This is a genomic window from Bacillus sp. 1021 (assembly GCF_014534735.1).
Taxonomy (GTDB): Bacteria; Bacillota; Bacilli; order Bacillales; family Bacillaceae; genus Bacillus; species Bacillus siamensis.
On sequence record NZ_JACVSR010000001.1, the window covers coordinates 1,087,913 to 1,113,337 of the forward strand.

A 25,425-nucleotide genomic window follows, 5' to 3' on the forward strand; every position below is an offset into this window, starting at 1 on the left:
TGTTGTTAGTTTTATTATAACTAATACCGTTAGTTTATCAAGCGTTTTCTGTTTAAATCTTAAAAAAGGCGCGGGCGCTTCTCTCATGCCAAAAAAAGAAACACGCATACTGTGATAAAAGATGCTTTCAGCCTGCGAATAAATCAGACTACTAAAACCAGCCGGATAAGCATACACTACTCAACGGAGGGGGAGTTCCACATCATGCATATCACACTTCAAAGCATCTGCCCTGTCTTAATGATTGCCTTTTTTCTATATAAAAAGGTGAAACGGTCCGTCGGCTTTCAGCCTTTGAAACCCCGCTGGCTTTATACAAGAATGATTTTATTTTCATTGCTGGCCGCCGCTCTGGCGTTTTTCAGCATCACACACCCGGCTTTATACGGGTATCTTATATTCGGCACTTTTTGCGGCTGGCTTCTGGTTCTGTTTGCCAAACGAAACATTTCTTTTGAAGAGCGCCGCGGAAAAATGTATTTTCGGACTCATCTGTGGATTGAACTTATTCTATTAACGTTATTCCTATCGAGATTTGTTTATCGGGTTATTGAAATTTACCGGGTCACAGCGGATTTTACCCATCCGGAGGCATACAGCCAAACGGTCGGCGCCGATCCGCTGACCATCAGTGTCTTTTATTTCATCGCTGTTTATTACAGCGGCTTCTCTTTTTATGTTTTAAAAACGAGCAGAGACCAGACAAATAACAGTCAATACGGCTGACATCCCTGTCTAAAAGCAGGGATGTTTTTTAATCGTGCCGCGTATGGTGAATCATTTGCTGAAGCACATCTAACACATGTTCATCCTCAGGAGAATAATAGATGGATGTTCCTTCTCTGCGTGATTTGACGAGGCGCAGATTTTTAAGAAAACGCAGCTGATGAGAAACGGTAGACTGCAGCAAATTCAGCTTTTCTGCGATATCGTTTACCGCGTGCTCACCCTGTGACAGCAAATGGAGAATTCGGATTCTGGTCGGATCAGACAGCGCCTTAAAAGTCTGGGCAACCAAAAATAATGTTTCCTCATCTAAATCGACAGCGGGGTCATTCATGTTTCCGGATTCGTGAAATTCAGTCATATACCTCACCCTTCTTTTCTCAAGTAGCCCAATTATACCAAATGTCAATTGATGCAGATACATCCTGTGCCTGACAAAAGAACCGTTATTTTAAATTTATGTTTCAAATACGGGTTTCTGCTTGGTTTCGCGCATTCATCTGTGTCATAATGAAAAAGTCATAATGCTCCTGAAATTGAGGGTGAAACACAGTGGAGAAAAAGAAAAAAGGCTGTTTCGCTGCTGCGGGTCTTATGATGATATGTGTTTTTGTCATGGTGTCCTTCTTTCTCATCCTGTTATTTTCAAATAATGAATTGCTCAAAAGTCTTCCGTTTGATGTCAAACCGATCGTGCTTGAACGGCTGACGGATTACAAACCGCTTGTGGAGGACGAGCTGGATGAAAAAGGGCTCACTAGATATACATCGCTGGTACTCGGCATGATATATCAGGAGTCAAAAGGAAGAGGAAATGATCCCATGCAGTCTTCAGAATCTCTGGGTTTAAAGCGAAATCAAATCAAAAACCCTCAAACCAGTATCAAACAGGGAATCAAACAATTCACTCTCATGTACCAAACAGGCAAGAGAAAAGGCGTAGACTTGGATACGATTATACAAAGCTACAACATGGGAGCCGGCTATATTGATTTTGTGGCTGAACATGGAGGATCGCATACTGAGGAACTGGCAAAACAATACTCCGAGCAGCAGGTCAAAAAGAATCCGAAACTTTACACTTGCGGAGGGAACAAAGGCAATTTCCGTTATCCCTACTGCTATGGTGATTACACGTACGCAGAAAAAGTAAAAGCAAAAACAAAAACCGTTGAACAATCCTTAAATGTAACAACACTTGAAACGCTTGAAGAGTAAAAGGCGCCTTGTCTGAGGCGCCTTTTTTCAATAGAAAAAAACCGCGCGGAGCACGGTTTTTTTTTAATAATACGGCGATATCATTAAGTATACAATGACACCCGTCAGACTGACATACAGCCAGAGCGGCATCGTCCATCTGGCGATTTTTTTGTGGCGCTCCACCTGCATGCTGAAACCTCTGATCAGCGTAAACAGCGCAAGCGGCACAATGATGGCGGAAAGGCAAATATGCGTAATCAAAATAAAGAAATAAATCCCCCGAATGATGCCGTGGCCGCCGAATAAAGTATTCTCAGCTATTGAGTGATACACGACATAGCAGATCAAAAACAGCAGAGTCGTCGTAAACGCCGCCAAAATAAAGCGTTTATGCGCTTGAATATTTTTTTGCTTAATCATAAAGAGCGCTGCCAGCAAAAAGATAAAAGTAAAGCTGTTAAAAATGGCATTTAACATCGGCAGAATATGAATATTGGCAATGCTGACCTGACCCGATTTCGGCATAAAAAACAGCACCGCAATTAACCCGTTGATCAAAACGGTCAATGTCAGCACGATACCGGTATAACTTTTAGGTTTGTTGTTTTCTGTCTGATTCATCTTATGACCTCTCTCAATTTTACTGACTATCCAAATGGTATGAGAATTCAGCTTTGATGTCAACGGTTTCGCCCGCTTCGTCAGAAATTAGACAAACTTAAGCCCTAAAAAGACCGGGTGTTTGAGACCCGGCCTTTCGTCATATTATGCTTCCTTCAACAGTTCTTCTATCACCTTATGTTCGTTTTCATTCAACAGATTTTTTGGAATGACCCGATCAATCGGTTTGTTCATATGCTGATCGAGAATATCGGCTGTTTCCTTATCTCCCGCGATTACGAGGCGCTCCCATTTATGTGATGCGGCCTTTTGATCAAGGTTTGAAGCCAATCGTTTATACAGCCTGTTTTGATTTTCTTCGACGTGGGCTTTGGCAGCATCTTCGGCCATTGATGCGGAGCTCTCGCTTACATCCTGCGGTTTCCAGGATTCATTGATGACGTCGTATTGATAATGCTCCACCCCTTCAATTTTTCCGAGTACGATTTCGATAATCTTCACTTCATTTTGCTGGGTGAGAATAAAAGCCGTGCTCGGATATTGTTCACGGAGAAGTTCCAATTGGTCAAGAACGGCCGTTTCTTCCCAATAAAACCGTGTTTCGACAGGCACCTGCAACTCAATCGTCTCCCAGATACCGCTTTCTCCCGATGCAAAAAATACGAGACTTCGCGGCATTTCTTTACCGAGCCCATCGATATATTGATAGACACGTTCCATGATGCGGACGAGGGATTTTTCTTCTTTTGGATCACTGACAGACAGATACTCCTTTAATCTCCGAAAACCGGTTTTTAAAGCGATTTTCCACTCTCCCCCCTGCTGATCCGGATTTCTCATATCCGTATTTACATATAAGGAAAGCATTTTATCAGGAGATTCCGTCATTACGTACTTCAATTTGCCGATGAGTGATTCAATTGCCATCATAGATTCCTCCTTTTTCCGCTTCTCCCTGTTCCTTTCCCTATCCCGGCCTCCTTAAAAACGTCAATCTGCATATATACGGCAGACTTTTCTAAAAAAGTTTTTGCAAAACCCATTTACAAACCAAGACATCATTTACTACAATGGATACTTGTGTTTGACTATGACGTTTTACGCTGTGAAAGGAGTATGATTTTGTTTACTGCAGAAGAAAGAGATCAGAAAGAGCTGGAAAAAGAGCTTCATAAGCTTGAATTTCAGATTTTCAGAATGCGGGAGAATCTGATAGATGTATCAAAAGACGCGCGAGTGCTTGGTATTGATCAATCGAACAATGACGATTGGATCATTGTTTCCTCGATTGATGATGGCCAAACATGTAAGATTATGCTGACTGACTGTGAATCAGCCTACCGGGGAAGAGGATGTTTTTCACTGATTGCTTCCTATTATGAAAATGCCATTCATATCGGGGACATTAAAGGCCCGCCGAACCACGGCTACGGTTCGATCTGCATGAAATTTTTAAAACATATCGCCAGGGAGCAGAATATCCCGAAAGTGACGGGCGACATCGCTAAGCGTGATTGGGATCATGTCGACAGACTCGTTCATTTTTATGAAAAGCATCAATTTGATGTCTGGATTGACAAGGATACACAATCAGGCGGCATTAAATGGGTCGACCTGTAAAAAAGTGATATAAAAACCCCCTTTTCTATGGTGTAATAGATAAAACCATATAAGGAGGGGTTTTTTTTGTATCCGGAAAAATTGAAAAAAGGTGACGGCATTCGTATTGTTTCTCCGGCAACGAGCATGTCCGTTATGACAGATGAAAATATAAATGCCGCGAAGACAAAATTGGAGGAGCTGGGTTTTTGTGTGTCTTTTTCAGAGCATGCGAAAGAAATAAATGAATTTGATTCATCATCCATTGAATCGCGTGTCCGGGATCTGCACGAAGCTTTCGCTGATCCTGACATCAAAGCGATTTTGACGACACTCGGCGGGTTCCAATCAAATCAGCTGCTCCGTTATCTTGATTATGAAAACATCAAGCGGCACCCGAAAATCCTTTGCGGCTATTCAGATATTACCGCCCTTGGCCATGCCATTTATCAAAAAACCGGGCTTGTTACATATTCCGGCCCCCATTTTTCTTCATTCGCCATGAAAAAAGGATTGGACTATACGATTGACTCTTTCTTAGCCTGCTGCGCTTCTGATAAGCCGTATGAAGTAAAGCCTTCGGCCGAGTGGAGTGATGATAAATGGTATATGAACCAGGAGGACAGACGTTTTTATCCGAATCCGGGTCCGCTCGTTATTCAACCCGGTTATGCGGAAGGAACACTGATCGGAGGAAACCTCTGCACCCTGAATCTTCTGCAAGGCACGGAATACTTTCCGGATATGGAACAAGTGATTCTGTTTATAGAAGATGATCATATGTCTGACATTCATATGTTTGATCGGGATTTGCAGTCACTCATTCATCTTCCCGCTTTTTCAGCCGTGAAAGGAATTGTCATCGGACGGTTCCAGCATGCTTCAAATGTGTCTGAAGAGGCTCTCTGCGCCGTCATCCGTACAAAAAAAGAACTGTCGTCTATGCCCGTTATCGCAAACGCTGACTTCGGCCATACTTCTCCTATGATGACTTTCCCGATCGGAGGAACATGCAAAATAGAAGCCGGCTCAGAAGGCGGACGGATATGGATCGATCGGCATTAATACATAAAGACGGGAAAACCGCCCCGTCTTTTTATTTTGACGCCTTATGCCGCGGCGTTCGCGGAGCGATCATAATTCGTCCGCCAGCCGCTGACGTCACTCATACGGAAGCTCCTTCATAAAAACGGCTGATTTCTTCATGACACGCGGCATATGCCAGTTCACGTTTATCATGCGTTCCGTCTTGGTTTTTTACGTTTAAAATAAGTACAAGCTCGTGTCTGCCATTAATCATTACGCCGGTATGTCTCACCTTTTCAATAACGGCGGGCCTTCCCTTCCCTCTTTCAAGCGCCTGAAACAGCCTGACAGCCGGCATAGACAATCCGATAACCAGCACAATGGCGCAAGCGGTGCATATTCCTGCTTGAAATATCGGTGATTCTGTAAAGGTATTCCACAACAATATAAGTTCCGGCTCCATTCGATTCATCCCTTCAGATGCCGCTTTCAAACTCATTCTCTCTATATCATATTCGGGGAACGCTTTTTCTTTTTCAGCATATAACGATTATACACAGACAAAAAAGGGAAGAAAAAAAGAACACAAAGCATTTCGCCTTGTGTTCTTCATCTCTATATGAAACTAGTCTAACACTTTAACATTTACTGTTCTGACGCCCCAGTTGTTAGCGTCACTTTTCTTTGCAACAAATACGTCAATTTTATTTCCTTTAATTGCGCCGCCTGTATCTGCTGCTGTTGCCACTCCGTAACCTTCAACATAAACCTTAGAGCCAAGCGGAATGACACTAGGGTCTACCGCGATGACTTTTGCATCAGGGTTTTTGTTTAAGTCAACACCGGTTGCCGTTACACCGGAAATGCCGCCGTCGTTAGCGGAGTAAGCAGTTGCAGTCATTGTCAGCTGCTTTTTAGGCTCTTGTTGGTTTGTATTTGATTGAACAGGCTGCTGTTTTGCTTCGACAGCCTTCACTTCTTGTTTAGGTTGTTGTTCTTGAACAGGTTCTTGTTTAGGCTGCTCTTTTTGGACAGCTTCTTGTTTTGGCTGTTCTGTCTCGGCAGCTGGTTTTTGTTCAGTTTGCGGCTGGCTGGCTTGAGCCGGCTGTGCAGCCTGCGCCTGACCTTTCACCTTTAATGTTGTGCCTGCGTAAATGATATCTGATTGCAAGTTATTCAAGCTTTTCAGATTACCGACTGATGTTCCGAATTTCTGAGCAATTTTCCAGAGGCTGTCGCCCTGCTTCACTGTGTACTGCCCAGATGTGGTTGTTTCTACTGAAGAAATAGTCAGTTTCTCTCCTTCAATGATTAAATCAGAAGATAACTGATTCCATTCTTTTAAGTCCTTTAGGTTCACTCCGTTTTTTTGCGAGATCCCCCAGAGCGTGTCACCCTTTTGCACCGTGATTTCTTTAGCAGAAGCGTGAGCTCCGAATGCAGTTGTTGAAATTGCTGCAACTGCGACAAAGGACATAATCGTCTTCTTCATAAGTAAATCCTCCCTTGTTAGCTTTTTATTGGCGGCTAACAGGTGATATCGTAACATATGAAAATGTCAGTTCAATAACAAAACGATTTGAATTAGATTACAGTTCCTTTACATGAAACATTTCTCTCACTTGGTAAGTCTTGCTGAAACCTTGATACAGCAAGGGTTTTCAAGCTTCTGATTTTTCCGGCGCGGCTGTAAAACACAATGTGCAAATTTCTATAAAAACTTTTTTTCACTCTGTTTCTCTTACATAATTTCGGATTTCTTCTAAAAAAAGCGCTCCGTATTTCAATCGTTTTTGTTCCCCGACCCCTTTTACGGAAAGAAGATCATGATCCGTTTTCGGGAGTTTCGCAGACATTTCTTTTAACGTCTGATCCGAGAACACGACAAATGGAGGCACGCCCTGTTCCGCTGCGATCTCTTTGCGGAGACGCCGGAGAATCTCAAATAATTCATCATTTTCGGTGACGGCGGCGGCCTGTAAGGCTTCTTTTCTCGCGACTGCGCTCTTTCCAAGCAGAACGTCTCTTCCTTTTTGGGTGACCAGAAGCGTCGGAAAAGTCCCGTCTGCCATTCTGATGTATTCATCTGAAATAAGGAATTCGATAAAATCACTGATTTCCGCTGCGGTTTGATGCTTCATAATGCCGTAAGTGGACAGGCTGCTGAAGCCGTTTTCCAGCACTTTTTTATTTTTTGACCCGCTAAGCACCTGCGCCACCATCGTTTTTCCGAAACGTTCATTCATTCTGATGATGCATGACAATACCATCTGCGCTTCTTTAGTGACGTCATGCGCGCTTCTTGTATCAGTGCAATTGCCGCATGCTCCGCAAGCTTCCGCCTCATTCTCGCCGAAATATTTCAGAATAAACCGCTGCAGGCAATCTTCGGTATGACAGTAATCCACCATCTGCCTCAGTTTTTTGAGATCCTGCTTTTGTTTTTCTTCTCCGGCAGCCGATTGATCTATCAAAAAACGCTGCACCATAATATCCTGCGGCGAAAACAAGAGCACGCACTCGCTATTGAGGCCGTCGCGTCCGGCTCGCCCGGCTTCCTGGTAATAGCTCTCCATATCCTTCGGAATCTGCGCGTGCAGAACGAATCTGATGTTGCTCTTATCGATTCCCATTCCAAAAGCGGACGTAGCAACCATCACTTGTATCTGATCGTTAAGAAACCGCTCCTGCTGATCTTTTCTGTCATCATCCGCCAATCCGCCGTGATAACGGCCGGCATTGATGCCGCTGCGTTTTAATTTCTCATATAAACGGTCCGTTTCTTTTCTTGTTGCTGTATAAATAATGCCGGCTTCGTGTTTATTTCTTTCCAGGTACTGCTCGATAAACCGGTCTTTGTTTTCGCCCTTTACGACTTTGAATGTTAAGTTCTCTCTGGCAAAACCGGTATATACAGTTTGTTCTTTATTGATGTGAAGCTGCTTGCAGATATCATCATGAACCTCAGGCGTAGCCGTCGCCGTTAATGCGATGATGACGGGCGGCTCTTTTAATTCATTAAAAAGGATTTCGATATTCCGGTAACTCGGCCTGAAATCATGCCCCCATTGCGATATACAGTGAGCTTCGTCAATGGCGACAAGAGGAACCGTAATATTCTGCAGGATGTGAATGAATTCAGGAGAAGTCAAACGCTCCGGCGTGATGTAAAAGAGCCGGTAAGCCCCTTCCTTCAAACCGGTCAGGCGCTCATGAATGTCACGGCTTGTCTGAGTGCTGTTAATATAAGCTGCCGCGATACCCGCTTCTTCAAGCGCGTCGACTTGGTCTTTCATTAAGGAAATAAGAGGGGAAATAACGATTGTGGTTCCTTCAAACAGCAGTGCGGGAATCTGATAGCAGATTGATTTTCCGCCCCCCGTCGGCATAATGCAGACCGTGTTTGTTCTCTCCTCTGCAACTGATTGTATCGCCTGTTTTTGCCCCGCGCGAAGGCTGTCGTAGCCAAAATAATGCGCCAGAAGGGATTCGGCTTTATCCAGCATATGTCGTAAAACCTCACTTTGTCTTTGATTCTTTTATTTTATCATACTGATAAAGTACGCTGCTCAAGGTCAAAATAAAAAGCCATCTCCGCAAGGGAAATGGCTTTCGCTACGTATGCCGTACGCAAGTAAGAAAGTTTTAAACCACCACTCCTCAAAGTGGGTGTTTGCAGAAGCGTTCCTGTCGTCCTCTGCAATGGAGGCATGACATTCCAGCTTCGATATAAAACTCCCTATTACAGCTTAAAGGTTAAAACTTAATTAACAATACGAACAATGTAGCTTCTCTTATATCCTACACCATCAGTCGTATTTTGGCAAGGGGGTTAATTCTTTTACAGAAAACCTTTTTTCTGTGCAAAAAATGCTTTTTTCTCCATAAAAGTTGTTTTTTCGACAAAATATCAATATATCAATATAAGATTGCTGCGAAAGTTGTCACCAGTTTCTTCTATATATAATAGAAAAAACTCTCACACCCTATTTGGGTGCAAGAGTTTTCGGCAATTAGATTAGAATTTTGCAGCCAGATCTTTCGCTTCTTGCAGTCCTTTTTCAATGATCGCTTGAGCGTTATCAGGCGCAGCATTGTGGCCTTCAACGACAACTGTGTGAAGATCTTGAACTCCCCAGAAGCCGAGAACGGTTTTCATGAAGTTTAATGACATTTCAAGAGATGCCATCGGTCCTTCAGAATATACACCGCCGCGTGCGTTTAAGAGCGCTACTTTTTTATCTCCCATCAGACCTTTAGGGCCTTCAGGCGTGTATGTGAAAGTAACCCCTGCGCGAGACAGGTAATCAACATAAGTATGAAGCACAGCAGGCACTGTGAAGTTCCAAAGCGGGAATGCAAACACGACTTTGTCAGCTTTGACAAATTGGTTTAAGTAAATGTCAGCCGTTGACGCTTGTTTTTTCTCTTCGTCTGTCATTTCAATTCCTTTTGAAGCTTTGAATGTTCCGTTAATCATATCTCTTCCGAGGTAAGGAAGGTTTTCTTTATGAAGATCAAGTTCAATTACTTCATCATTCGGATTGTTTTCTTTATAAGCAGCGAGAAACGCTTCATATAATTTTACTGATACGCCTTCTTCAGCCGTACGGTCACTTGATTTTACAAATAATACTTGAGACATTCTAAATTCCTCCCGGTAATCTTTTAATATTCACTTACAAATAGTATGTTACTTTCTTTTTTATATAAAGTCAACGTTTTTATTTCGATTCTGAGATTTTTTTATGGAATAAAAAAACAGGTACATGTGAATGTACCTGCTGATATTATTGTGAATCCTGCTCGCGTTCCAGAATTTCGTAAGTTTGTGAGTTTTTTTGATCAACGGTTTCTTTATTTGAGAGGTCTTTCACCTGCTCATGAAATTCCCTTTCATATGAAGGGGCGTCTGTTTTCACATCCCCCTCTGCTTCCCGTTGCGCTTCGACGGTCATTCTGGCGTACGGAACGGCTTCAAGCCTTTCATAAGGGATTTCTTTTCCCGTTTTTTCGCATATTCCGTATGTTCCTTTATCCATCCGCTCAAGCGCGGCATTCACCTCATCTAAAAGATTCTGATCGACTTCATCCAAGGTCTGATTCGTAACCCTGTCCAAATAAATGCTTCCGTGATCAGCCAAGTGATTATCTACTCCGTTTGACAGTTCTCCCGTGTCTTCGCTCATTGAATGTTTTTCTTTTGATTCTCCTTGAAGACCGTCCTTTAAATCGATTAATTTATGATAAAGGCTGTCCCGCTGTTCTTTTGATAATGACATATTCAGCATCTCCTTTTTCGTCTGTATTCCTGCTGCTCTCAGTTCAGTTATTACATACCCTCAAAAAAGGCGGCTGAAACAATGGGTCTCAATGTGTTCTCCCCCTGATGTTGACACTCGGTGTCTGCTGTTTTGTCTGTCTTTTTTCTTTCACCGGATCATTATCCTGGTTGTCCCGAAATTCTTCAGGGCAGGCTTTTTTGAGTTGGTGCTCCGGCGTATGGTATGTGGCGCCGATATTCAGCATTCCGCTCAGCTCTCCTATATTCAGCTTTTCAAAGTCAATGTTGTATTCCACTTTGTCCACTTTTACGCTCTCGATATGGACATACGTTTTTTCCCCTTCAACCGTTTGCGGTTCAGAATGACATTTATTCTGAAGCTCATCAAGCTGCTGTTCCACTTTCTGAAGCCTGTCTAATTCTTCTTCACATACTTTTTTGAAAAGCTCTTTCATTATTTTTTTCAAAGAAAATCACTTCTTTCCCCGTCACTCTTGGAAAGTTCTAGGTGTCCCGCATTGCGAATATATAAACATGGTATACAAAAAGGAGGTGAATGATGATGTTTTTTCCATCGGTTATTAACTTTGAGCATATAAAAATAAACGGAATCAGCAGCGGAGCGGCATTTAACACCGGTTCTTCCGTTATACTGAGGCGCACTGCCGCTAATAAAAGAAATGAAGGATATGGTGAACAAAGCGGAGATTGCACTGTTGTCGCTATCCCCATCATAAGTATTGATGATTCAGATCTGATAGACGGCACCGCAAATAAGGTCAGCCTTCGATAATAATATGGCTTGCATCCCCCAAATGTTTAGCAATTGATATATATAAAATTCCGTCTTTGAATACCGCCTGCATCCCCTTCGTTCCCTGAGCGGAATGAGGAAGGTCGAGTTTTTTTTCGAAATCGCCGTATTTTCCGGTCTTCTGTTTAAAATCCTGTTCATTGAAGAAGGATTTTCTCGTGCCTTTTACGACAATATATTCTCCGTAAGACAAAAGCTGAACATCTTGTTTCCGATAGCCGGGCAGATACAGCAAAAATTGGAGTTCATCATGGGTTTCCACTATATCTATAAGAGGAAAAGCATCCTCATTTCTTCTCATTTGCCCATCTCCCTGCTGAAAGGGAAAATGAGAATGACCGTTTTGAAATGATTTCAATTGTTCATCATCAAAAATGTTTTTCCAAAAATCACCGCCAGACATGTTTTGCGCCATTTCCATCCATTGCTTCATCTTGTCGAAATCCATTTTTTTATCGTCCTCCTGTCTAAGCATACGGTCATAACAGCCGGCATACACCTGTATTAAAGGAGGTTTGCCTGTGGTTCAACCAACTCCATATATCAATATTAATATTTTCATGTTGAAAATTAATTCCTTTGAAAATGCTTCAGCGGTGAATGTCGGACAGAATTTACTGGCGGAATGGCAGAATTCCGATAAAAAGAATCAGGGGTACGGACAGAATTTCGGGGATGCTAGCGGCTTTTTCGGCACGAATGGGAAAGTGGATGACAGAGATCAAATTGATGCTCCGTCTACCTTCGAGTCAGCATGCGGCAAAATCCCCGCCGGGAAAGGAGACCCATTATGATGTTTTCGCCGGTTTTGGTAAATGTAGGGGGCTTTAAAGTGAATGCGGTCGACCGCGGCTCTTCCATTACGATCGGCCCGTATCAGCAAATCGATTATTTTTTATCCAATAAGATTAACTATGGCTTCGGTGAAGAAAACGGTGATTTGGCGCCGATTTATATCCCCATCAGTTCTATTGCTGATCCGGATCTCATTGATTCGAACTCCGGAAAAACAAGCATTATCTAATAAAAAAGCCATCCGCCTGCATTCGGATGGCTTTTATGTCATATTTAGCTGCATAAGTATTTTGTTAAAATGGCTTGAACCTCGGTCAAGTCCGTTTCTTTTGCAAATTCCAATTCGAATGTTTTTCCCCTTGTCATTAATACGAGGCCCGTATCAGGATCAAACATCCCTGCTTCTTGAATGGCGAAGCTTTCAATTGTTTTATATGGAAGGAAGACGCGCACTTTCTTTTTGGAGAACATTTTATTATCAAAGAAAATCACTCGTTTATTTGTAAAGCATATTTGGTCAACCCGCAGTTTATAGATCGTTTCAATCCGTTCTCCCTCAACGAGCAAAGCCTCCAGCTTTTTTGTGTCGGTTGATCTGCTGACAGAAAAAATTCCCAATGAAGAACCCCACTTTCTGCTTCTATACTATATTTTATCAAATACATAAAAAAATAAGTTCTTTATCCCTATATAAGAATACGACATAGACAGCATTTAAACCATTACGAACAGATTACATTTTCAGAACGTTCATCGGATAAGCCTTTTCGCGAAAGGTGCTCTGTTATGAAGTAATACGGTTTTGCAGAAGAAAAGGTTTCAAGAAAACCATATTTTTTTCGAAAAGTCAGTTTTTTTCTTATCGCCGTAAAAAACCGCGGCCTCTGAATGCCGCGGTTTCAACAAAACATCAACGATCTGTATCTTCAATTGTTCCTTATTTGTCCGTGCCTTTTTCTGAACATGCTAAAGCTTTTAGCAAAATAAATTCATTCAGCTTTAGACTTCTTCAAAATACTCTTTGTAGAAGCCGCCGACTTTATTTGTGTTGTCCACGACAAAAATAAATTCTTCTGTTTCATTTTTGACCTCATACTCTTTGCCGGGCGTCAGTACGTTTTTGACAATGTATTTTTTCGCATCTGTATGTACGCATTTTACCTTTTTAACGCTTTCTTTTGTCTGCCAATTATTATGAATCATCTGTAAAACTCCTTTTCTTCATCGATAAGCTTATTGTAGCTGTTTTTTCTTGTGAATTGCAATAACGGTTATCAATTGATTTTACCTGGGTCTGTATTATAGAATGACTGTATGCGCTTACTTTGCGCGGACATCAAGATGCTCAAAACAGACCATAAAAAATTTCGGGAGGTTTGTTACGAATGAGTTCTTTAACGATGCAGATCACAAAAAGGCTGGAAACATTTTTGCAAGGCACGAAGAAGCTTTATATTGACGGAAAATTTGTTCCGAGCGCTTCAGGATCAACCTTTGTCACACCGAATCCGGCAACCGGAGAAACTTTGATGACGCTTTACGAGGCACAGGCAGAAGACATTGACAGTGCAGTGAAAGCGGCACGCAAAGCCTTTGATCACGGCGAATGGCGCACAATGCCGGCCGCTTCCAGAAGCAGGCTGATGTATAAGCTTGCTGATTTAATGGAAGAGCACAAGACTGAACTCGCGCAGCTTGAAACACTTGATAACGGAAAACCGATTAATGAAACGACGAATGGAGATATTCCGCTGGCAATTGAGCATATGCGTTATTATGCCGGGTGGTCCACAAAGATAACCGGACAAACGATTCCGGTCGCCGGCTCATATTTTAATTACACCCGCCATGAGCCTGTCGGCGTCGTGGGGCAAATTATCCCTTGGAACTTCCCGCTCCTTATGGCGATGTGGAAAATGGGCGCCGCCCTTGCCACAGGATGTACAATCGTTTTGAAACCGGCGGAGCAGACACCGCTGACCGCCCTCTATTTAGCTGAATTAATTGATCAGGCGGGCTTCCCTGACGGCGTCATCAATATTGTTCCCGGGTTCGGCGAGACGGCCGGGGAAGCGCTGACCAACCATGACGATGTCGATAAACTCGCTTTTACCGGTTCTACAGAAATCGGCAAAAAGATTATGGAGAAAGCCGCGAAAAGTATCAAGCGCGTAACGCTGGAGCTTGGCGGTAAGTCACCTAACATCATTTTGCCTGACGCCAACTTGAAAAAAGCCATACCCGGCGCTTTAAACGGGGTCATGTTTAATCAGGGGCAGGTATGCTGTGCCGGCTCCCGTGTCTTCATTCACAAAGATAAATATGATGAGGTCGTAAGCGAAATGGTTTCATATGCGAAATCACTTCGGCAGGGAGCCGGTCTTCACCAAGATACGCAAATCGGTCCGCTCGTCAGTAAGGAACAGCATCAACGCGTGCTTTCTTATATTGAAAAAGGAAAAGCAGAAGGCGCCAAAGCCGTTACAGGCGGAAGCTGTCCGTTTGAAGAAGGGTATTTTGTCTCCCCGACAGTATTTGCGGACGTGGATGACAGCATGGCCATCGCAAAAGAAGAAATTTTCGGCCCGGTTTTAGCCGCTATTCCGTATGATACGGTAGATGAAGTCATTGAGCGTGCGAACCGCTCGGAATACGGCCTTGCAGCCGGACTTTGGACTGAGAATGTGAAAAACGCCCATTACATTGCTGACCGTCTCCAGGCCGGCACCATCTGGGTCAACTGCTACAATGTATTCGACGCGGCCTCTCCTTTCGGCGGCTATAAGCAATCCGGCCTCGGACGGGAAATGGGCTCTTACGCGCTGGATAATTATACAGAAGTGAAAAGCGTCTGGATCAGTCTGGAAGATTAATAAAACGAGAAACTGCTGCCTGCCAGCAGTTTCTTTTTTGTGTCATGCCGCTTTTTGCATATGAATATATATGCTTCTGAAGGAGTTGAGCGAGTGTGAGCACAATTCGTGAAAAAGTCAGAAGCCGCCAAAAGAAAACCATCTCCCTATTAAGAGAAAAGCAAAATGCTGACGGCTCATGGTCATTTTGTTTTGAAGGCCCGATTTTGACAAACGCCTTTCTGATCCTCCTTCTCACTTCTCTCGGAGACAATGATAAAGAACTGATCGCTGAGCTTGCAAAAGGCATCCGCGCAAAGCAGCGTCCGGACGGAACATTTGCCAATTATCCCGATGAACGGAAGGGAAATGTGACCGCCACTGTACAGGGCTATGTCGGCTTGCTGGCTTCCGGCTTATATAACCGTTCTGAAGCGCATATGATTCAGGCCGAACGTTTTATCATCTCTAACGGCGGCTTGCGGAACGTACATTTCATGACAAAGTGGATGCTTGCGGCAAACGGCCTTTATCCGTGGCCCGCACTGCACCTGCCATTATCTTTCTTAGTGATTCCCCCGTCTTTTCCGCTGCATTTTTATCAGTTCAGTACATACGCGCGGATCCATTTTGTGCCGATGGCTGTGACGCTTAATAAAAGATTTTCACTGAAAAATCCCAACGTTCCTTCTCTCGCACACTTAGATCCGCATATGACCAAAAATCCGTTTACATGGCTTCGTTCCGATCAGGAAGATGACAGAGATCTCTCTTCTCTATTTGCGCATTGGAAACGGCTTTTACAGATTCCCGCCGCTTTTCACCAGCTTGGTCTCCGTACGGCCAAAACGTATATGCTTGACCGGATTGAAGAAGACGGCACATTGTACAGCTATGCGAGCGCCACTATTTTTATGGTGTACAGCCTGCTCGCTCTCGGTGTATCACGCCACTCCCCCGTTATCAGAAAAGCGCTTGCCGGCACGAAAGCTTTACTCACGTCTTGCGGCAATATACCGTATCTGGAAAATTCAACATCGACCGTTTGGGATACGGCGCTTCTCAACTATGCGCTCATGAAAAGCGGCATTTCAGATAACGATCAGATGATAACAAGCGCCGCCCGCTTTCTGCGTGAACGGCAGCAGACGAAAGTGGCGGATTGGGCCGTCCACAACCCGCATGCAGAACCGGGAGGATGGGGTTTTTCAAACATCAATACGAATAATCCTGATTGTGATGACACAGCGGCAGTGCTCAAAGCCATCCCGCGAAAACTTTATCCCGGCTCATGGGAACGCGGACTGAGCTGGCTTTTGTCCATGCAAAACAGTGACGGGGGCTTCTCTGCTTTTGAGAAAAATGTCAATCATCCGCTGATCCGCCTGCTCCCGCTTGAATCGGCTGAGGAAGCTGCCATTGACCCTTCAACAAGCGACTTAACCGGACGGGTGCTTCACTGTTTAGGGGAAGCGGGGCTTTCTTCGGATCACCCTCAGATTGAAAAAGCCGTCCAATGGCTGTTCCGCCATCAAGAAGAGAACGGTTCATGGTACGGCAGATGGGGTGTCTGTTATATTTACGGAACATGGGCTGCGCTGACGGGCATGAAAGCTTGCGGTGTCAGCCAAAACCACCCGGCCGTAAAAAAAGCGATCCGCTGGCTGAAGTCTATTCAAAATGAGGACGGAAGCTGGGGAGAATCCTGTAAAAGCGCAGAAATCAAAACTTATGTCCCCCTTTCTTACGGAACGGTTATACAGACGGCATGGGCTGCGGAAGCCTTGCTGCAATACGAAAAACCGCATCACCAGGCCATCACAAAAGGCATATCTTTTCTTATTGAAAACCGGCATTACGAGGGAGCTCCTTTCAGCTATCCGACTGGAATCGGCCTTCCGAAACAATTTTACATCAAGTATCACAGCTACCCGTATGTATTTTCTTTGCTTGCGCTCAGCACTTTTATGAAAGTGAGTGAAAAGGAGGAAGAAAAATGAAACGGCACGCTTATCAAACCGAGATGCTGAATTGGTGTGAAACCTTGAAGGAACAAGTCATTCAGCAAGGCCGGTTCGATCGCTTCGCGGCACAAATCGACCGTATTTTTCACACTCTTCAGGATGACGGATTAACGGAGGCGGAATGGTACGAACAGGCATCAGGACTTTACCGGGACATTACCCAATCGGAAGAGCCGGATGAGCCCAGAGCTTTTGTGCCGATCGGCAAGCATGTACTGCCTAAGCTGCCTTACAGTTATTCCGCGCTGGAACCGTATATTTCAAGGGAAATCATGAAACTTCACCATACAAAACACCATCAGAGCTATGTTGACGGTCTGAATCATGCTGAACTGGAGCTGAAAAAAGCGCGGCAGATGAAACAGTACGACTTAGTGGCGCATTGGGAGCGGCAATTGGCGTTTCACGGCGCCGGCCATTATTTGCACAGTATTTTCTGGTTTTCCATGAACCCAAACGGAAAAAGACGGCCGACGGGCGCTCTCTTTCAAATGATTGACTCATCATTCGGGAGCTATTCTGCTTTTAAAGAACAATTTTCTCAGGCAGCTAAAAAAGTCGAAGGAGCCGGCTGGGCTATCCTTGTCTGGGCACCGCGCTCGGGGCGGCTGGAGATTTTGGCAGCTGAGAAGCATCAGCTTTACAGCCAATGGGACGTCATTCCTTTGCTCCCTTTAGATGTATGGGAACACGCCTATTATTTACAATATAAAAACGACCGCGCGGCTTACGTGGATCAATGGTGGAATGTCGTTGACTGGCGGGAGGCGGAGAAACGGTTCGAGCAAGCGCACCGCGTAATGTGGCCGCTTTATTAAAAAAGCCCCCGTTTTGAACGGGGGCTTGCTTCTTTTCATTTAAAAAATACCGAGCACGTGCAGAAAAACGATAATAATGGCTACAGGAGACACATAACGGATTAACAGAAGCCAGACTGCAAACCATTTCCGTTTAATGCCTGAACCGCTTTTCAGTTCATCAAACAGCGCCTGTTTCGGAATTTTCAGCGGGACGAAAACAGCAATTAAAAGCGCGCCCAGCGGCATTAAGACATTGCTGACGAGAAAGTCCGCAGCGTCAAAAATACTGCGGTGAAAAATTGAAACATCACTCAACATTCCATATGACAGCGCAGAAGGCACGCCGACAATAAAGATGGCAAGTCCCCCAATCCATGCATACCGCTTTCGTTTTGCCGAATCGCCTTTTGACAAAACGGCAACCAAAATCTCAAGCATTGAAAAAGCCGATGTCAGTGTCGCAAATAAAAACAGCAGCAAAAAGGCGAGTAAAAACACGATACCGAACGGCATATGGTTAAAGACGGTCGGAAGCACGTTAAACAAAAGCTGCGGGCCCTGATCCGGCTTGAGGCCGAATGAAAACACCGCCGGAAAAATCGCCACGCCCGCCATCACGGCAACAAGGACATTTAATACCGTCACTGATACAGCGGATTGAACAATATTTTCTTCTTTTTCTAAATACGCACTGTATGTAACCATTACGGATACTCCGACGCTTAACGAGAAAAATGACTGTCCCATCGCATATAAAATGGTATTGGCGTCCATCGCGCCGAAATCGGGCATGAAGAAGAATTTTAACCCCTTCGCTGCATCATGAAGCGTAACGGAGCGGATCATTAAAAGAATAAAGAGAATAAACAGAGCCGGCATCAGCACCTGACTTACTTTTTCGATGCCGCTGCTTACCCCCTTTGCAACAACTAAAATCGTCAGCACGATAAACAGCAGCTGGCCGAAAACCGCTGCATAAGGGTTTGAAATGGTATCGATAAATAACGTATCAAATCCGGATGTGAGCGATAAACCGCCTGTAAAGCCCTTTATAATATAGATTAATATCCATCCCCCCACTACGCTGTAGAAGGATAATAGAATAAAACACGTAATGATTCCGAGATATCCGATCCAATGCCACTTTTTCCCCGGCGCAAGCGCCTTATAAGATTCAACGGCGTTTTTTTGCGTTTTTCTGCCGATAATAAATTCAGCAAGCAGAAGCGGCAGTCCGATTAAAATCGTAAATAAAATAAAAACGAGCAGAAAAGCGCCGCCTCCGCTGGTTCCCGCTACGTAAGGGAACTTCCATATTGCGCCGAGCCCGATTGCAGAGCCGGCCGTAGCTAAAATAAATCCCAGCTTAGATGACCATTGATTAGCTTCTTTCACTTCAGCACTCCCAATTCATTTCAGTATAAAAATCAATTGTAAGAATATATGTCTGAATAGTCAAGAAGATATTAGTTGACATAATATAATTATAAAAAACTTATATTTAATATTGAATTATTCAGAATATTATTTATAATGGAATACAGAAAAGTCAGTCAGATTTTCTGACTTGATTGATTGGATGAAAAAGGAGCTGTGTTTATGGAATGGATGAAAAAAATAAGCGGGTTTGCGGGACAAACTTTCGGCTTATGGGTGATCGTCTTTGCTGGTTTAGGATTTGCCTATCCTGATTTGTTTTCTTGGATCAGTTCTTATATGACGGTTTTTCTAGGTATTATTATGTTTGGAATGGGGCTTACTCTTCAAACAGACGATTTTAAGGAATTAATCAGGAAACCTTGGCATGTCATCATCGGGGTCGTTGCTCAGTTTACGATTATGCCGCTTACGGCTTTCTGTTTATCAGCCGGGCTCCGCCTCCCCGCAGAAATTGCAGCGGGCGTCATTTTGGTCGGATGCTGTCCGGGCGGCACCGCCTCAAATGTTATGACCTTTTTGGCAAAAGGCAATACGGCGCTTTCAGTTGCGGTCACTACAATCTCAACATTGCTTGCTCCTATTGTAACGCCGGCACTTATAATGCTGTTTGCAAAAGAATGGCTCCCTGTTTCTTTCGGCTCACTTTTTGTTTCCATTATGCAAGCCGTGCTTTTACCGATCATCCTCGGTGTAATTGTGAAGCTGCTCTTCAAAAAACAAGTCGGCCAAGCCGTTCACGCGCTTCCTCTCGTGTCGGTAATCGGCATCGTAGCGATTGTATCCTCTGTTGTAAGCGTAAATCGTGAACATCTGCTCCAATCAGGGCTGCTGATTGTGACAGTCATCATCTTACATAACGGAATCGGATATTTGTTAGGATTCCTGACCGCAAAGCTGTTCAAAATGGATTATGCTTCGCAAAAAGCGATTGCGATCGAAGTCGGGATGCAAAACTCCGGACTGGGCGCGGCGCTTGCGACAGCACACTTCTCCCCTCTGTCAGCCGTACCGAGTGCGATTTTCAGCATATGGCACAATCTGTCAGGATCTGCTCTTGCCACCTACTGGTCTAAGAAAAAAGGGAAAAACAGCGCAGAAGAGGATGAAACGGCAAAGATTCCGCTTTCATAACTGAACAAGGATAGGGCGGCTGCCGCTCTATCCTTGTTTTTTCTGCAGATCACGAAACAGGCGCAAAAGCGCTTTTTTTACATTCCCCTGAAATAAACCTCCATGATAACAAATCAATTGGCTGATATCGTAATCGAGCAGCCGCTCCACGGAACGGACCGCACCTCCCATATGTAACGTATAGCCGGGATGAGCAAGGTTCAGCTTTCCGTCTTCAATAACGACCGCATCGCCTGTGATCATTATTTTTTCGGCAGGCAGATAAAGGCTGATATGGCCGGGTGTATGACCCGGCGTGGCCACAATGCGAATGCCTCCGCACCAAGGAAGCAGCTCGCCGTCAGTAACTGTCCGGTGAACCGGAGCCGATTCGGCTGATTGAAGCGAGCGGATGAACTGTTTTGCATGAGGTTTTGCTTCCTCTGGCAATGAACAAAACGTTGATTCAGCCTGTTCAAGCCGTAACGATTTTTTGGAGCCGTCAATATACGGCGCTTCATGTTCGTGTGCTGTCACGCTGATATCCGGATACAATCGGAGCAATGCAGCGAGTGAGCCGATATGATCTATGTCGTGATGCGTTACAATGATTTTTGTCAATGAATGAAGCGGCATACCGTGCCGGGCAGCAGCATGTTGAAGATGGTTTGTAAAACCGGGATATCCGCAGTCTATTAAAATCGTGTCATGTTCGTCTTGCAGAAGAACCGGCGTGATAGAATGCCCTTCTCCATTATGTTCAAATTCAATCTCAAGCGGATAACAGTTTTTCATCTGCATTTCTCCTCTTCCTCAATAAAAAAAGTACACCGCTTGTAAAAGCAGTGTACTTTTTATCTGACACTAATTATCCTTCCAGCAACAGCTGTTCCGGATCTTCAAGCAGGTTTTTAATGGTGACAAGGAATCCGACCGCTTCTTTGCCATCTACAATTCTGTGATCATATGATAAAGCGATGTACATCATCGGACGGTTTTCAGAGCGCTCGGCATCAATCGCTACTGGGCGCAGCTGAATTTTATGCATACCTAAGATTCCGACTTGAGGGCTGTTTAGGATTGGTGTTGACATAAGCGAGCCGAATGTACCTCCGTTTGTGATCGTGAAGGAGCCTCCTTGCAGCTCACCTAATGTTAATTTATTGTTTCGCGCTTTCTTCGCAAGCTCGCCGATTTCTCTTTCAATGCCGGCGAATGTCAGACGATCAGCGTCACGCACGACTGGGACGACAAGCCCTTCTTCAGCCGCGACAGCGATACCGATATCATAAAACTTTTTCACGATCAGCTCATCGCCTTGAATTTCAGCGTTAAGGAGCGGATATTTTTTCAATGCTGCCACGACAGCTTTTGTGAAGAAAGACATGAAACCAAGTTTTACTTCATTTTGCTCAAGGAATTGGTCTTTACGGCGTTTTCTTAAATTCATAACGGCCGTCATATCCACTTCATTAAACGTCGTCAGCATTGCAGAAGTCTGCTGCACTTCAACCAATCGTTTCGCGATCGTTTGTCGGCGGCGGGACATTTTTTGAACTTCTACAGGTTTGTCAAAGCTTTGCTGTGTTTTTTGAGCCTGCTGTTTCGGCTGTGCCGCAGGTTTTGGAGCCGGCTTTTCATAAGCTTCCACATCATGTTTGCGTACGCGGCCGAGCGGGTCCCCCGTCGGAATTTGTGAAAGGTCAATTCCTTTTTCCCTTGCCAGCTTGCGTGCAGCCGGAGACGCAACCGTTTTTGATTTTGTTTCTGATTGTGCTTCCTGGCTGACTTCTTGAGCAGCCGGTTCAGCTTTTGCTTCCTCTTTCGTTTGTTCATTGGCTGAAGCACTTTCTGAAGGGGCAGGTGCAGAACTTTCGCCAGCGCCTTCTGTAATGGTGCCGATAATTTCTCCTACTTGGACGGTATCACCCGAATCTTTCAATACCTCTTTTAGAACACCCGATTCTTCTGCTGTCAATTCAACATTTACTTTGTCCGTCTCCAGTTCAAGCAAATACTCACCCTGTTCTACATAGTCACCGGGCTGCTTTAACCATTGGGCTATCGTTCCTTCTGAGATTGATTCTGCTAATTCAGGTACCTTAATTTCCGCCATTTTTACATTTCCCCCTTAGTTTTTGCGAGTCAAGCTATCAGATACAATGCGTTCCTGTTCTTTTTTGTGGACTGTCGGATCTCCTTCTGCTGGACTGGATCGTCTTCTTCGGCCGATGTATTGGACATTTACTCCTTTTGGCGCAATTTCCGTCAGATACGGGCTGATATAACTCCATGCCCCCATGTTCTGCGGCTCTTCCTGAACCCAAACGATCTCTTGCAGGTTCGGCAGTTTGGCGAAAAGTTCTTTCGTGTCTTTTGCCGGGAACGGATACAGCTGTTCGATTCTGGCAATATGAAGCCAATCTTTATCGCCTTCCATTTTGTTAAAGTGATCGCTGATGTCAATTGACACTTTTCCGCTTGATAACACGACGCGAGTCACTTTTTCGTAAGCGTGGGAAAGACCGGACTGCTCATAGACCGGCTTGAATCTGCTTTCGCTCAGTTCCTGCACTTCAGATACCGTATTCGGATTGCGCAGCAGGCTCTTCGGTGTCATGATCACAAGCGGGCGGATTTCCTCACGAAGCAGCATTTTCGCTTGTCTTCTTAAAATATGGAAATATTGAGCCGCACTTGTCAGGTTGGCCACCGTCCAGTTGTTTTCTGCCGCCAGCTGCAGGAACCGCTCGACGCGGCCGCTGGAGTGTTCAGGCCCCTGTCCTTCGTAACCGTGAGGGAGCAGCATGACTAATCCTGATTTTTGTCCCCATTTTGCCCGTCCTGCAGAGATGAATTGATCAAAATAGACTTGAGCCGCATTGGCAAAGTCCCCGTACTGCGCCTCCCACATCACGAGCGTTTCAGGTGAATACACGTTGTACCCATATTCAAAGCCGAGAACCGACCCTTCAGAAAGCGGGCTGTTATGCACCGTAAATGAAGAAGCACAGTCGTCTAAATGATGGAGTGCAACAAATTCTTCTCCTGTTTCGCTGTCATGCAGCACAAGGTTTCGCTGAGCGAACGTTCCGCGCTCTGAATCCTGTCCGGTCAGCCGGATCGGCGTGCCGTCTTTCAAAATGGAAGCAAACGCAAGCGATTCAGCCAATGACCATTCCACTTTACGATCATCATCAAACGCTTTGGCGCGTCTTTCCAAAATTCTTTTCAGCTTGCCGAACACGTTAAAGGATTCCGGCCAGTTGATGAGTTCGCCGTTCAGCTTGCGGAGAACATCAAAATCAATGGCTGTGTCAACGTCAGGAAAACCGTTGGACACCGGCTCCGGCAATTCGATTTCCCGTACGGCGTCTTCTTTTTTGGCGGGCACCTTTTTATAGGCGTCTTCAATGCGTTTTGTCACTGCCGTTTCAATGTTTTGCGCTTTTTCCTCGCTGATCAGGCCTTCACTTACGAGTTTTTCCGCAAAGATCCGCTTGACAGTCGGGTGTTTTCTGACGGCGTCATACAGCATCGGCTGTGTCGTGGACGGCTCATCCATTTCATTGTGGCCGTACCGTCTGTACCCGATTAAATCGATTAAGAAATCTTTATTGAAACGCTTCCTGTATTCGACCGCAAACTTAACGGCTGACAGGCATGCTTCAGGATCATCCGCGTTGACGTGAACGATCGGGATTTCATAGCCCTTCGCCAAATCACTGGCATATTTTGTAGAACGGGATTCATCGCTTTCAGTTGTAAAGCCGATCATATTATTGGCAATGATATGAATGGCCCCTCCGACCTGATAGCCTTTCAGAGAGCTTAAGTTCAGCGTCTCAGCGACAATTCCTTCTCCCGGGAACGCTGCGTCACCGTGTATTAAAATGGCGAGCGATTTTGTTTCATCTTGAACCGGGTACCCCTTTTGCGTTCTTGTTTCCTGTGCCGCCCGCGTGCTTCCTTCAATAATCGGATTGATGAATTCCAGGTGGCTCGGGTTATTCGCGAGCGTAATCCGCGCGCTTTTGGTTTCAGCATCCTGAAGCTGTCTGTCTGCACCGAGGTGGTATTTTACATCTCCCGTCCAGCCGTAGCTGATTCCGATCGAGCCTTCAGACGGTACAAGATCTTTATTCGGCGCGTGCTGGAATTCTGAGAAAATAATCTCATATGGTTTTCCGAGCACATGCGCGAGGACATTTAAACGGCCTCTGTGCGCCATTCCGATATTGACATTGGTTGTGCCTGCTTTCACAGACTGGGAGATAATGTCGTCAAGAACCGGCACAAGCGCGTCTAATCCCTCAATTGAGAAACGTTTCTGACCGACGAATGTCCGGTGTAAAAATTGTTCAAATCCTTCTACTTCCGTCAGTCTTTCTAAAACGGCTGACAGTTTTTCCGGTGAATTTTTCCGGAAGAGTTCTCCGGATTCGACCATTTTTGTAATCCATGCGCGCTCTTCAAAATCATGCACATGGTCAAATTCAAAGGAGATGGTTCTTTTATACGTATTGCGTAAATGCTGGATGGCTTCTAAGCCGTTCGTTATATTGGCAGGTGCGTCTTTACAGATGACAGACGCGGGTATTGCTTTCAGTTCTTCTTCTGTAAGCCCGTACTCGGATAACGGAAAGAGCTCGCTCTTTTTTTGATCCTTTCTGAGCGGATTGACGGAAGCGTTCAGATGGCCATAGGTTCGAATATCTTCTGCAAGTTTAACTGCTGCTGCGATCTTTTGAATCAGATCTGCGGTGACGCGTCCCTGTTCCTTTGTTCCCGATGCCTCTTTTATCTGGCTTGGCGGAGCGCCGAGTTCGTCAAACATGTCTTTCAGATCCGGATCAATGCTGTCTGGATCTTCAGCATATTGGTCGTACAGCTCCAGTGCGTAGCCGAGGTTCGGTCCGTAAAAATCTTCCCAATTCATTCTTTGTTTCATATTATTTTGAAACATTTGAATATTACCCCCAACCTAGATAATCAAGTGATCATTTCACTATCTTGAAATAACTTTTGAACGCTGTGCCCAAAATTATGTAATAAAAACGCTTCCAAGGATATTTTACCACTGATTGTGTTTGGATTCTACCTTGATTGTTCACAAAATAGTAAAAAAAACAGA

26 protein-coding genes, 1 other RNA gene and 1 pseudogene are annotated in these 25,425 nt (G+C 44.6%); 11 read left to right on the forward strand and 17 right to left on the reverse strand.

Annotated elements, in window-relative coordinates; all coding sequences use genetic code 11:
- Nucleotides 1-204: 204 nt before the first annotated feature.
- Nucleotides 205-726, forward strand: a complete 522-nt coding sequence (locus tag ICW23_RS05070) for a CcdC protein domain-containing protein (protein ID WP_016936586.1) — start codon at nucleotides 205-207, stop codon at nucleotides 724-726.
- A 28-nt stretch (nucleotides 727-754) separates the two neighbouring features.
- Here ICW23_RS05070 and czrA read toward each other — a convergent pair whose 3' ends face one another.
- On the reverse strand, nucleotides 755-1,060 hold the full coding sequence (czrA, locus tag ICW23_RS05075; RefSeq protein ID WP_173363131.1) for a Zn(II)-responsive metalloregulatory transcriptional repressor CzrA: 306 nt from the start codon (nucleotides 1,058-1,060) through the stop codon (nucleotides 755-757).
- A 218-nt stretch (nucleotides 1,061-1,278) separates the two neighbouring features.
- Here czrA and ICW23_RS05080 point away from each other — a divergent pair, with 218 nt between their 5' ends.
- A complete protein-coding gene (locus tag ICW23_RS05080) occupies nucleotides 1,279-1,944 on the forward strand; it encodes a lysozyme family protein (RefSeq protein WP_016936588.1) in 666 nt (221 codons plus the stop codon).
- Between the two features lie 63 nt (nucleotides 1,945-2,007).
- Here ICW23_RS05080 and ICW23_RS05085 read toward each other — a convergent pair whose 3' ends face one another.
- On the reverse strand, nucleotides 2,008-2,547 hold the full coding sequence (locus ICW23_RS05085) for a DUF420 domain-containing protein (protein WP_016936589.1): 540 nt from the start codon (nucleotides 2,545-2,547) through the stop codon (nucleotides 2,008-2,010).
- 144 nt (nucleotides 2,548-2,691) lie between these two features.
- Nucleotides 2,692-3,474: a VLRF1 family aeRF1-type release factor gene (locus ICW23_RS05090; protein WP_016936590.1), complete on the reverse strand. Its 783-nt coding sequence runs from the start codon at nucleotides 3,472-3,474 to the stop codon at nucleotides 2,692-2,694.
- A gap of 189 nt (nucleotides 3,475-3,663) precedes the next feature.
- Between ICW23_RS05090 and ICW23_RS05095 the strand changes: the two genes are divergently transcribed.
- Both ICW23_RS05095 and ICW23_RS05100 read left to right on the forward strand, forming a co-directional pair.
- Nucleotides 3,664-4,167: a hypothetical protein gene (locus tag ICW23_RS05095; RefSeq protein ID WP_395941011.1), complete on the forward strand. Its 504-nt coding sequence runs from the start codon at nucleotides 3,664-3,666 to the stop codon at nucleotides 4,165-4,167.
- A gap of 66 nt (nucleotides 4,168-4,233) precedes the next feature.
- Nucleotides 4,234-5,211 carry a S66 family peptidase gene (locus tag ICW23_RS05100; RefSeq protein WP_188154138.1) on the forward strand — a complete coding sequence of 326 codons (978 nt, stop codon included), beginning with the start codon at nucleotides 4,234-4,236 and terminating at the stop codon, nucleotides 5,209-5,211.
- A 31-nt stretch (nucleotides 5,212-5,242) separates the two neighbouring features.
- Here ICW23_RS05100 and ICW23_RS05105 read toward each other — a convergent pair.
- The 7 genes and pseudogenes from ICW23_RS05105 to ICW23_RS05135 form a co-directional block, all read right to left on the reverse strand.
- Nucleotides 5,243-5,635, reverse strand: a pseudogene (locus ICW23_RS05105) (hypothetical protein).
- A 162-nt stretch (nucleotides 5,636-5,797) separates the two neighbouring features.
- Nucleotides 5,798-6,664 (reverse strand): 3D domain-containing protein, encoded by an 867-nt coding sequence (locus ICW23_RS05110; protein WP_188154140.1) that lies wholly within the window; start codon nucleotides 6,662-6,664, stop codon nucleotides 5,798-5,800.
- 235 nt (nucleotides 6,665-6,899) lie between these two features.
- Nucleotides 6,900-8,678 (reverse strand): DNA helicase RecQ, encoded by a 1,779-nt coding sequence (gene recQ / locus ICW23_RS05115; RefSeq protein WP_188154141.1) that lies wholly within the window; start codon nucleotides 8,676-8,678, stop codon nucleotides 6,900-6,902.
- Between the two features lie 102 nt (nucleotides 8,679-8,780).
- Nucleotides 8,781-8,966, reverse strand: a non-coding RNA gene (ssrS, locus tag ICW23_RS05120) — 6S RNA.
- A gap of 224 nt (nucleotides 8,967-9,190) precedes the next feature.
- Nucleotides 9,191-9,817, reverse strand: a complete 627-nt coding sequence (locus tag ICW23_RS05125; protein WP_003153791.1) for an FMN-dependent NADH-azoreductase — start codon at nucleotides 9,815-9,817, stop codon at nucleotides 9,191-9,193.
- 145 nt (nucleotides 9,818-9,962) lie between these two features.
- Nucleotides 9,963-10,454 (reverse strand): TraR/DksA family transcriptional regulator, encoded by a 492-nt coding sequence (locus ICW23_RS05130; protein WP_188154142.1) that lies wholly within the window; start codon nucleotides 10,452-10,454, stop codon nucleotides 9,963-9,965.
- Nucleotides 10,455-10,542: 88 nt separating this feature from the next.
- Nucleotides 10,543-10,923: a hypothetical protein gene (locus ICW23_RS05135; RefSeq protein ID WP_045926174.1), complete on the reverse strand. Its 381-nt coding sequence runs from the start codon at nucleotides 10,921-10,923 to the stop codon at nucleotides 10,543-10,545.
- 92 nt (nucleotides 10,924-11,015) lie between these two features.
- Between ICW23_RS05135 and ICW23_RS05140 the strand changes: the two genes are divergently transcribed.
- Nucleotides 11,016-11,249, forward strand: coding sequence for a hypothetical protein (locus ICW23_RS05140; RefSeq protein WP_188154143.1), 234 nt, complete (start codon nucleotides 11,016-11,018; stop codon nucleotides 11,247-11,249).
- Here the strand turns inward: ICW23_RS05140 and ICW23_RS05145 are convergent.
- Nucleotides 11,236-11,718, reverse strand: coding sequence for an Hsp20/alpha crystallin family protein (locus tag ICW23_RS05145; protein ID WP_016936598.1), 483 nt, complete (start codon nucleotides 11,716-11,718; stop codon nucleotides 11,236-11,238). The two genes, ICW23_RS05140 and ICW23_RS05145, sit on opposite strands and share 14 nt — an antisense overlap.
- A 73-nt stretch (nucleotides 11,719-11,791) precedes the next feature.
- Between ICW23_RS05145 and ICW23_RS05150 the strand changes: the two genes are divergently transcribed.
- The gene (locus tag ICW23_RS05150; RefSeq protein WP_016936599.1) at nucleotides 11,792-12,064 is read left to right on the forward strand and encodes a hypothetical protein; all 273 of its coding nucleotides are present in this window, start codon (nucleotides 11,792-11,794) and stop codon (nucleotides 12,062-12,064) included.
- The gene (locus ICW23_RS05155; protein ID WP_003153785.1) at nucleotides 12,061-12,294 is read left to right on the forward strand and encodes a hypothetical protein; all 234 of its coding nucleotides are present in this window, start codon (nucleotides 12,061-12,063) and stop codon (nucleotides 12,292-12,294) included. The genes ICW23_RS05150 and ICW23_RS05155 overlap by 4 nt, the downstream gene beginning before the upstream one ends.
- A gap of 44 nt (nucleotides 12,295-12,338) precedes the next feature.
- Here ICW23_RS05155 and ICW23_RS05160 read toward each other — a convergent pair whose 3' ends face one another.
- On the reverse strand, nucleotides 12,339-12,683 hold the full coding sequence (locus ICW23_RS05160) for a PH domain-containing protein (protein ID WP_003153783.1): 345 nt from the start codon (nucleotides 12,681-12,683) through the stop codon (nucleotides 12,339-12,341).
- Nucleotides 12,684-13,064: 381 nt separating this feature from the next.
- Nucleotides 13,065-13,268: a DUF6501 family protein gene (locus ICW23_RS05165; protein ID WP_007407979.1), complete on the reverse strand. Its 204-nt coding sequence runs from the start codon at nucleotides 13,266-13,268 to the stop codon at nucleotides 13,065-13,067.
- A gap of 182 nt (nucleotides 13,269-13,450) precedes the next feature.
- Between ICW23_RS05165 and ICW23_RS05170 the strand changes: the two genes are divergently transcribed.
- The 3 genes from ICW23_RS05170 to ICW23_RS05180 all read left to right on the forward strand — a co-directional run bounded on the left by ICW23_RS05170 (nucleotide 13,451) and on the right by ICW23_RS05180 (nucleotide 17,759).
- A complete protein-coding gene (locus ICW23_RS05170; protein WP_099745019.1) occupies nucleotides 13,451-14,938 on the forward strand; it encodes an aldehyde dehydrogenase family protein in 1,488 nt (495 codons plus the stop codon).
- A gap of 95 nt (nucleotides 14,939-15,033) precedes the next feature.
- The gene (locus ICW23_RS05175; RefSeq protein ID WP_095241670.1) at nucleotides 15,034-16,917 is read left to right on the forward strand and encodes a terpene cyclase/mutase family protein; all 1,884 of its coding nucleotides are present in this window, start codon (nucleotides 15,034-15,036) and stop codon (nucleotides 16,915-16,917) included.
- The gene (locus tag ICW23_RS05180) at nucleotides 16,914-17,759 is read left to right on the forward strand and encodes a superoxide dismutase (protein ID WP_016936603.1); all 846 of its coding nucleotides are present in this window, start codon (nucleotides 16,914-16,916) and stop codon (nucleotides 17,757-17,759) included. Before ICW23_RS05175 ends, ICW23_RS05180 begins: the two co-directional genes overlap by 4 nt.
- Before the next feature lie 39 nt (nucleotides 17,760-17,798).
- Here the strand turns inward: ICW23_RS05180 and ICW23_RS05185 are convergent, their stop codons facing one another.
- A complete protein-coding gene (locus tag ICW23_RS05185) occupies nucleotides 17,799-19,136 on the reverse strand; it encodes a sodium-dependent transporter (RefSeq protein WP_064778100.1) in 1,338 nt (445 codons plus the stop codon).
- Between the two features lie 204 nt (nucleotides 19,137-19,340).
- Between ICW23_RS05185 and ICW23_RS05190 the strand changes: the two genes are divergently transcribed.
- A complete protein-coding gene (locus ICW23_RS05190; protein WP_016936605.1) occupies nucleotides 19,341-20,312 on the forward strand; it encodes a bile acid:sodium symporter family transporter in 972 nt (323 codons plus the stop codon).
- Between the two features lie 27 nt (nucleotides 20,313-20,339).
- On the opposite strand, the gene ICW23_RS05195 is transcribed toward ICW23_RS05190, so the two are convergent.
- From ICW23_RS05195 to sucA, 3 genes are all read right to left on the reverse strand, one after another.
- Complete coding sequence (locus tag ICW23_RS05195) at nucleotides 20,340-21,086, reverse strand: MBL fold metallo-hydrolase (RefSeq protein ID WP_016936606.1); 747 nt, start codon at nucleotides 21,084-21,086, stop codon at nucleotides 20,340-20,342.
- Between the two features lie 73 nt (nucleotides 21,087-21,159).
- On the reverse strand, nucleotides 21,160-22,407 hold the full coding sequence (gene odhB, locus ICW23_RS05200; RefSeq protein WP_016936607.1) for a 2-oxoglutarate dehydrogenase complex dihydrolipoyllysine-residue succinyltransferase: 1,248 nt from the start codon (nucleotides 22,405-22,407) through the stop codon (nucleotides 21,160-21,162).
- Between the two features lie 15 nt (nucleotides 22,408-22,422).
- Nucleotides 22,423-25,257, reverse strand: a complete 2,835-nt coding sequence (gene sucA, locus ICW23_RS05205; RefSeq protein ID WP_188154144.1) for a 2-oxoglutarate dehydrogenase E1 component — start codon at nucleotides 25,255-25,257, stop codon at nucleotides 22,423-22,425.
- Nucleotides 25,258-25,425: the final 168 nt, after the last annotated feature.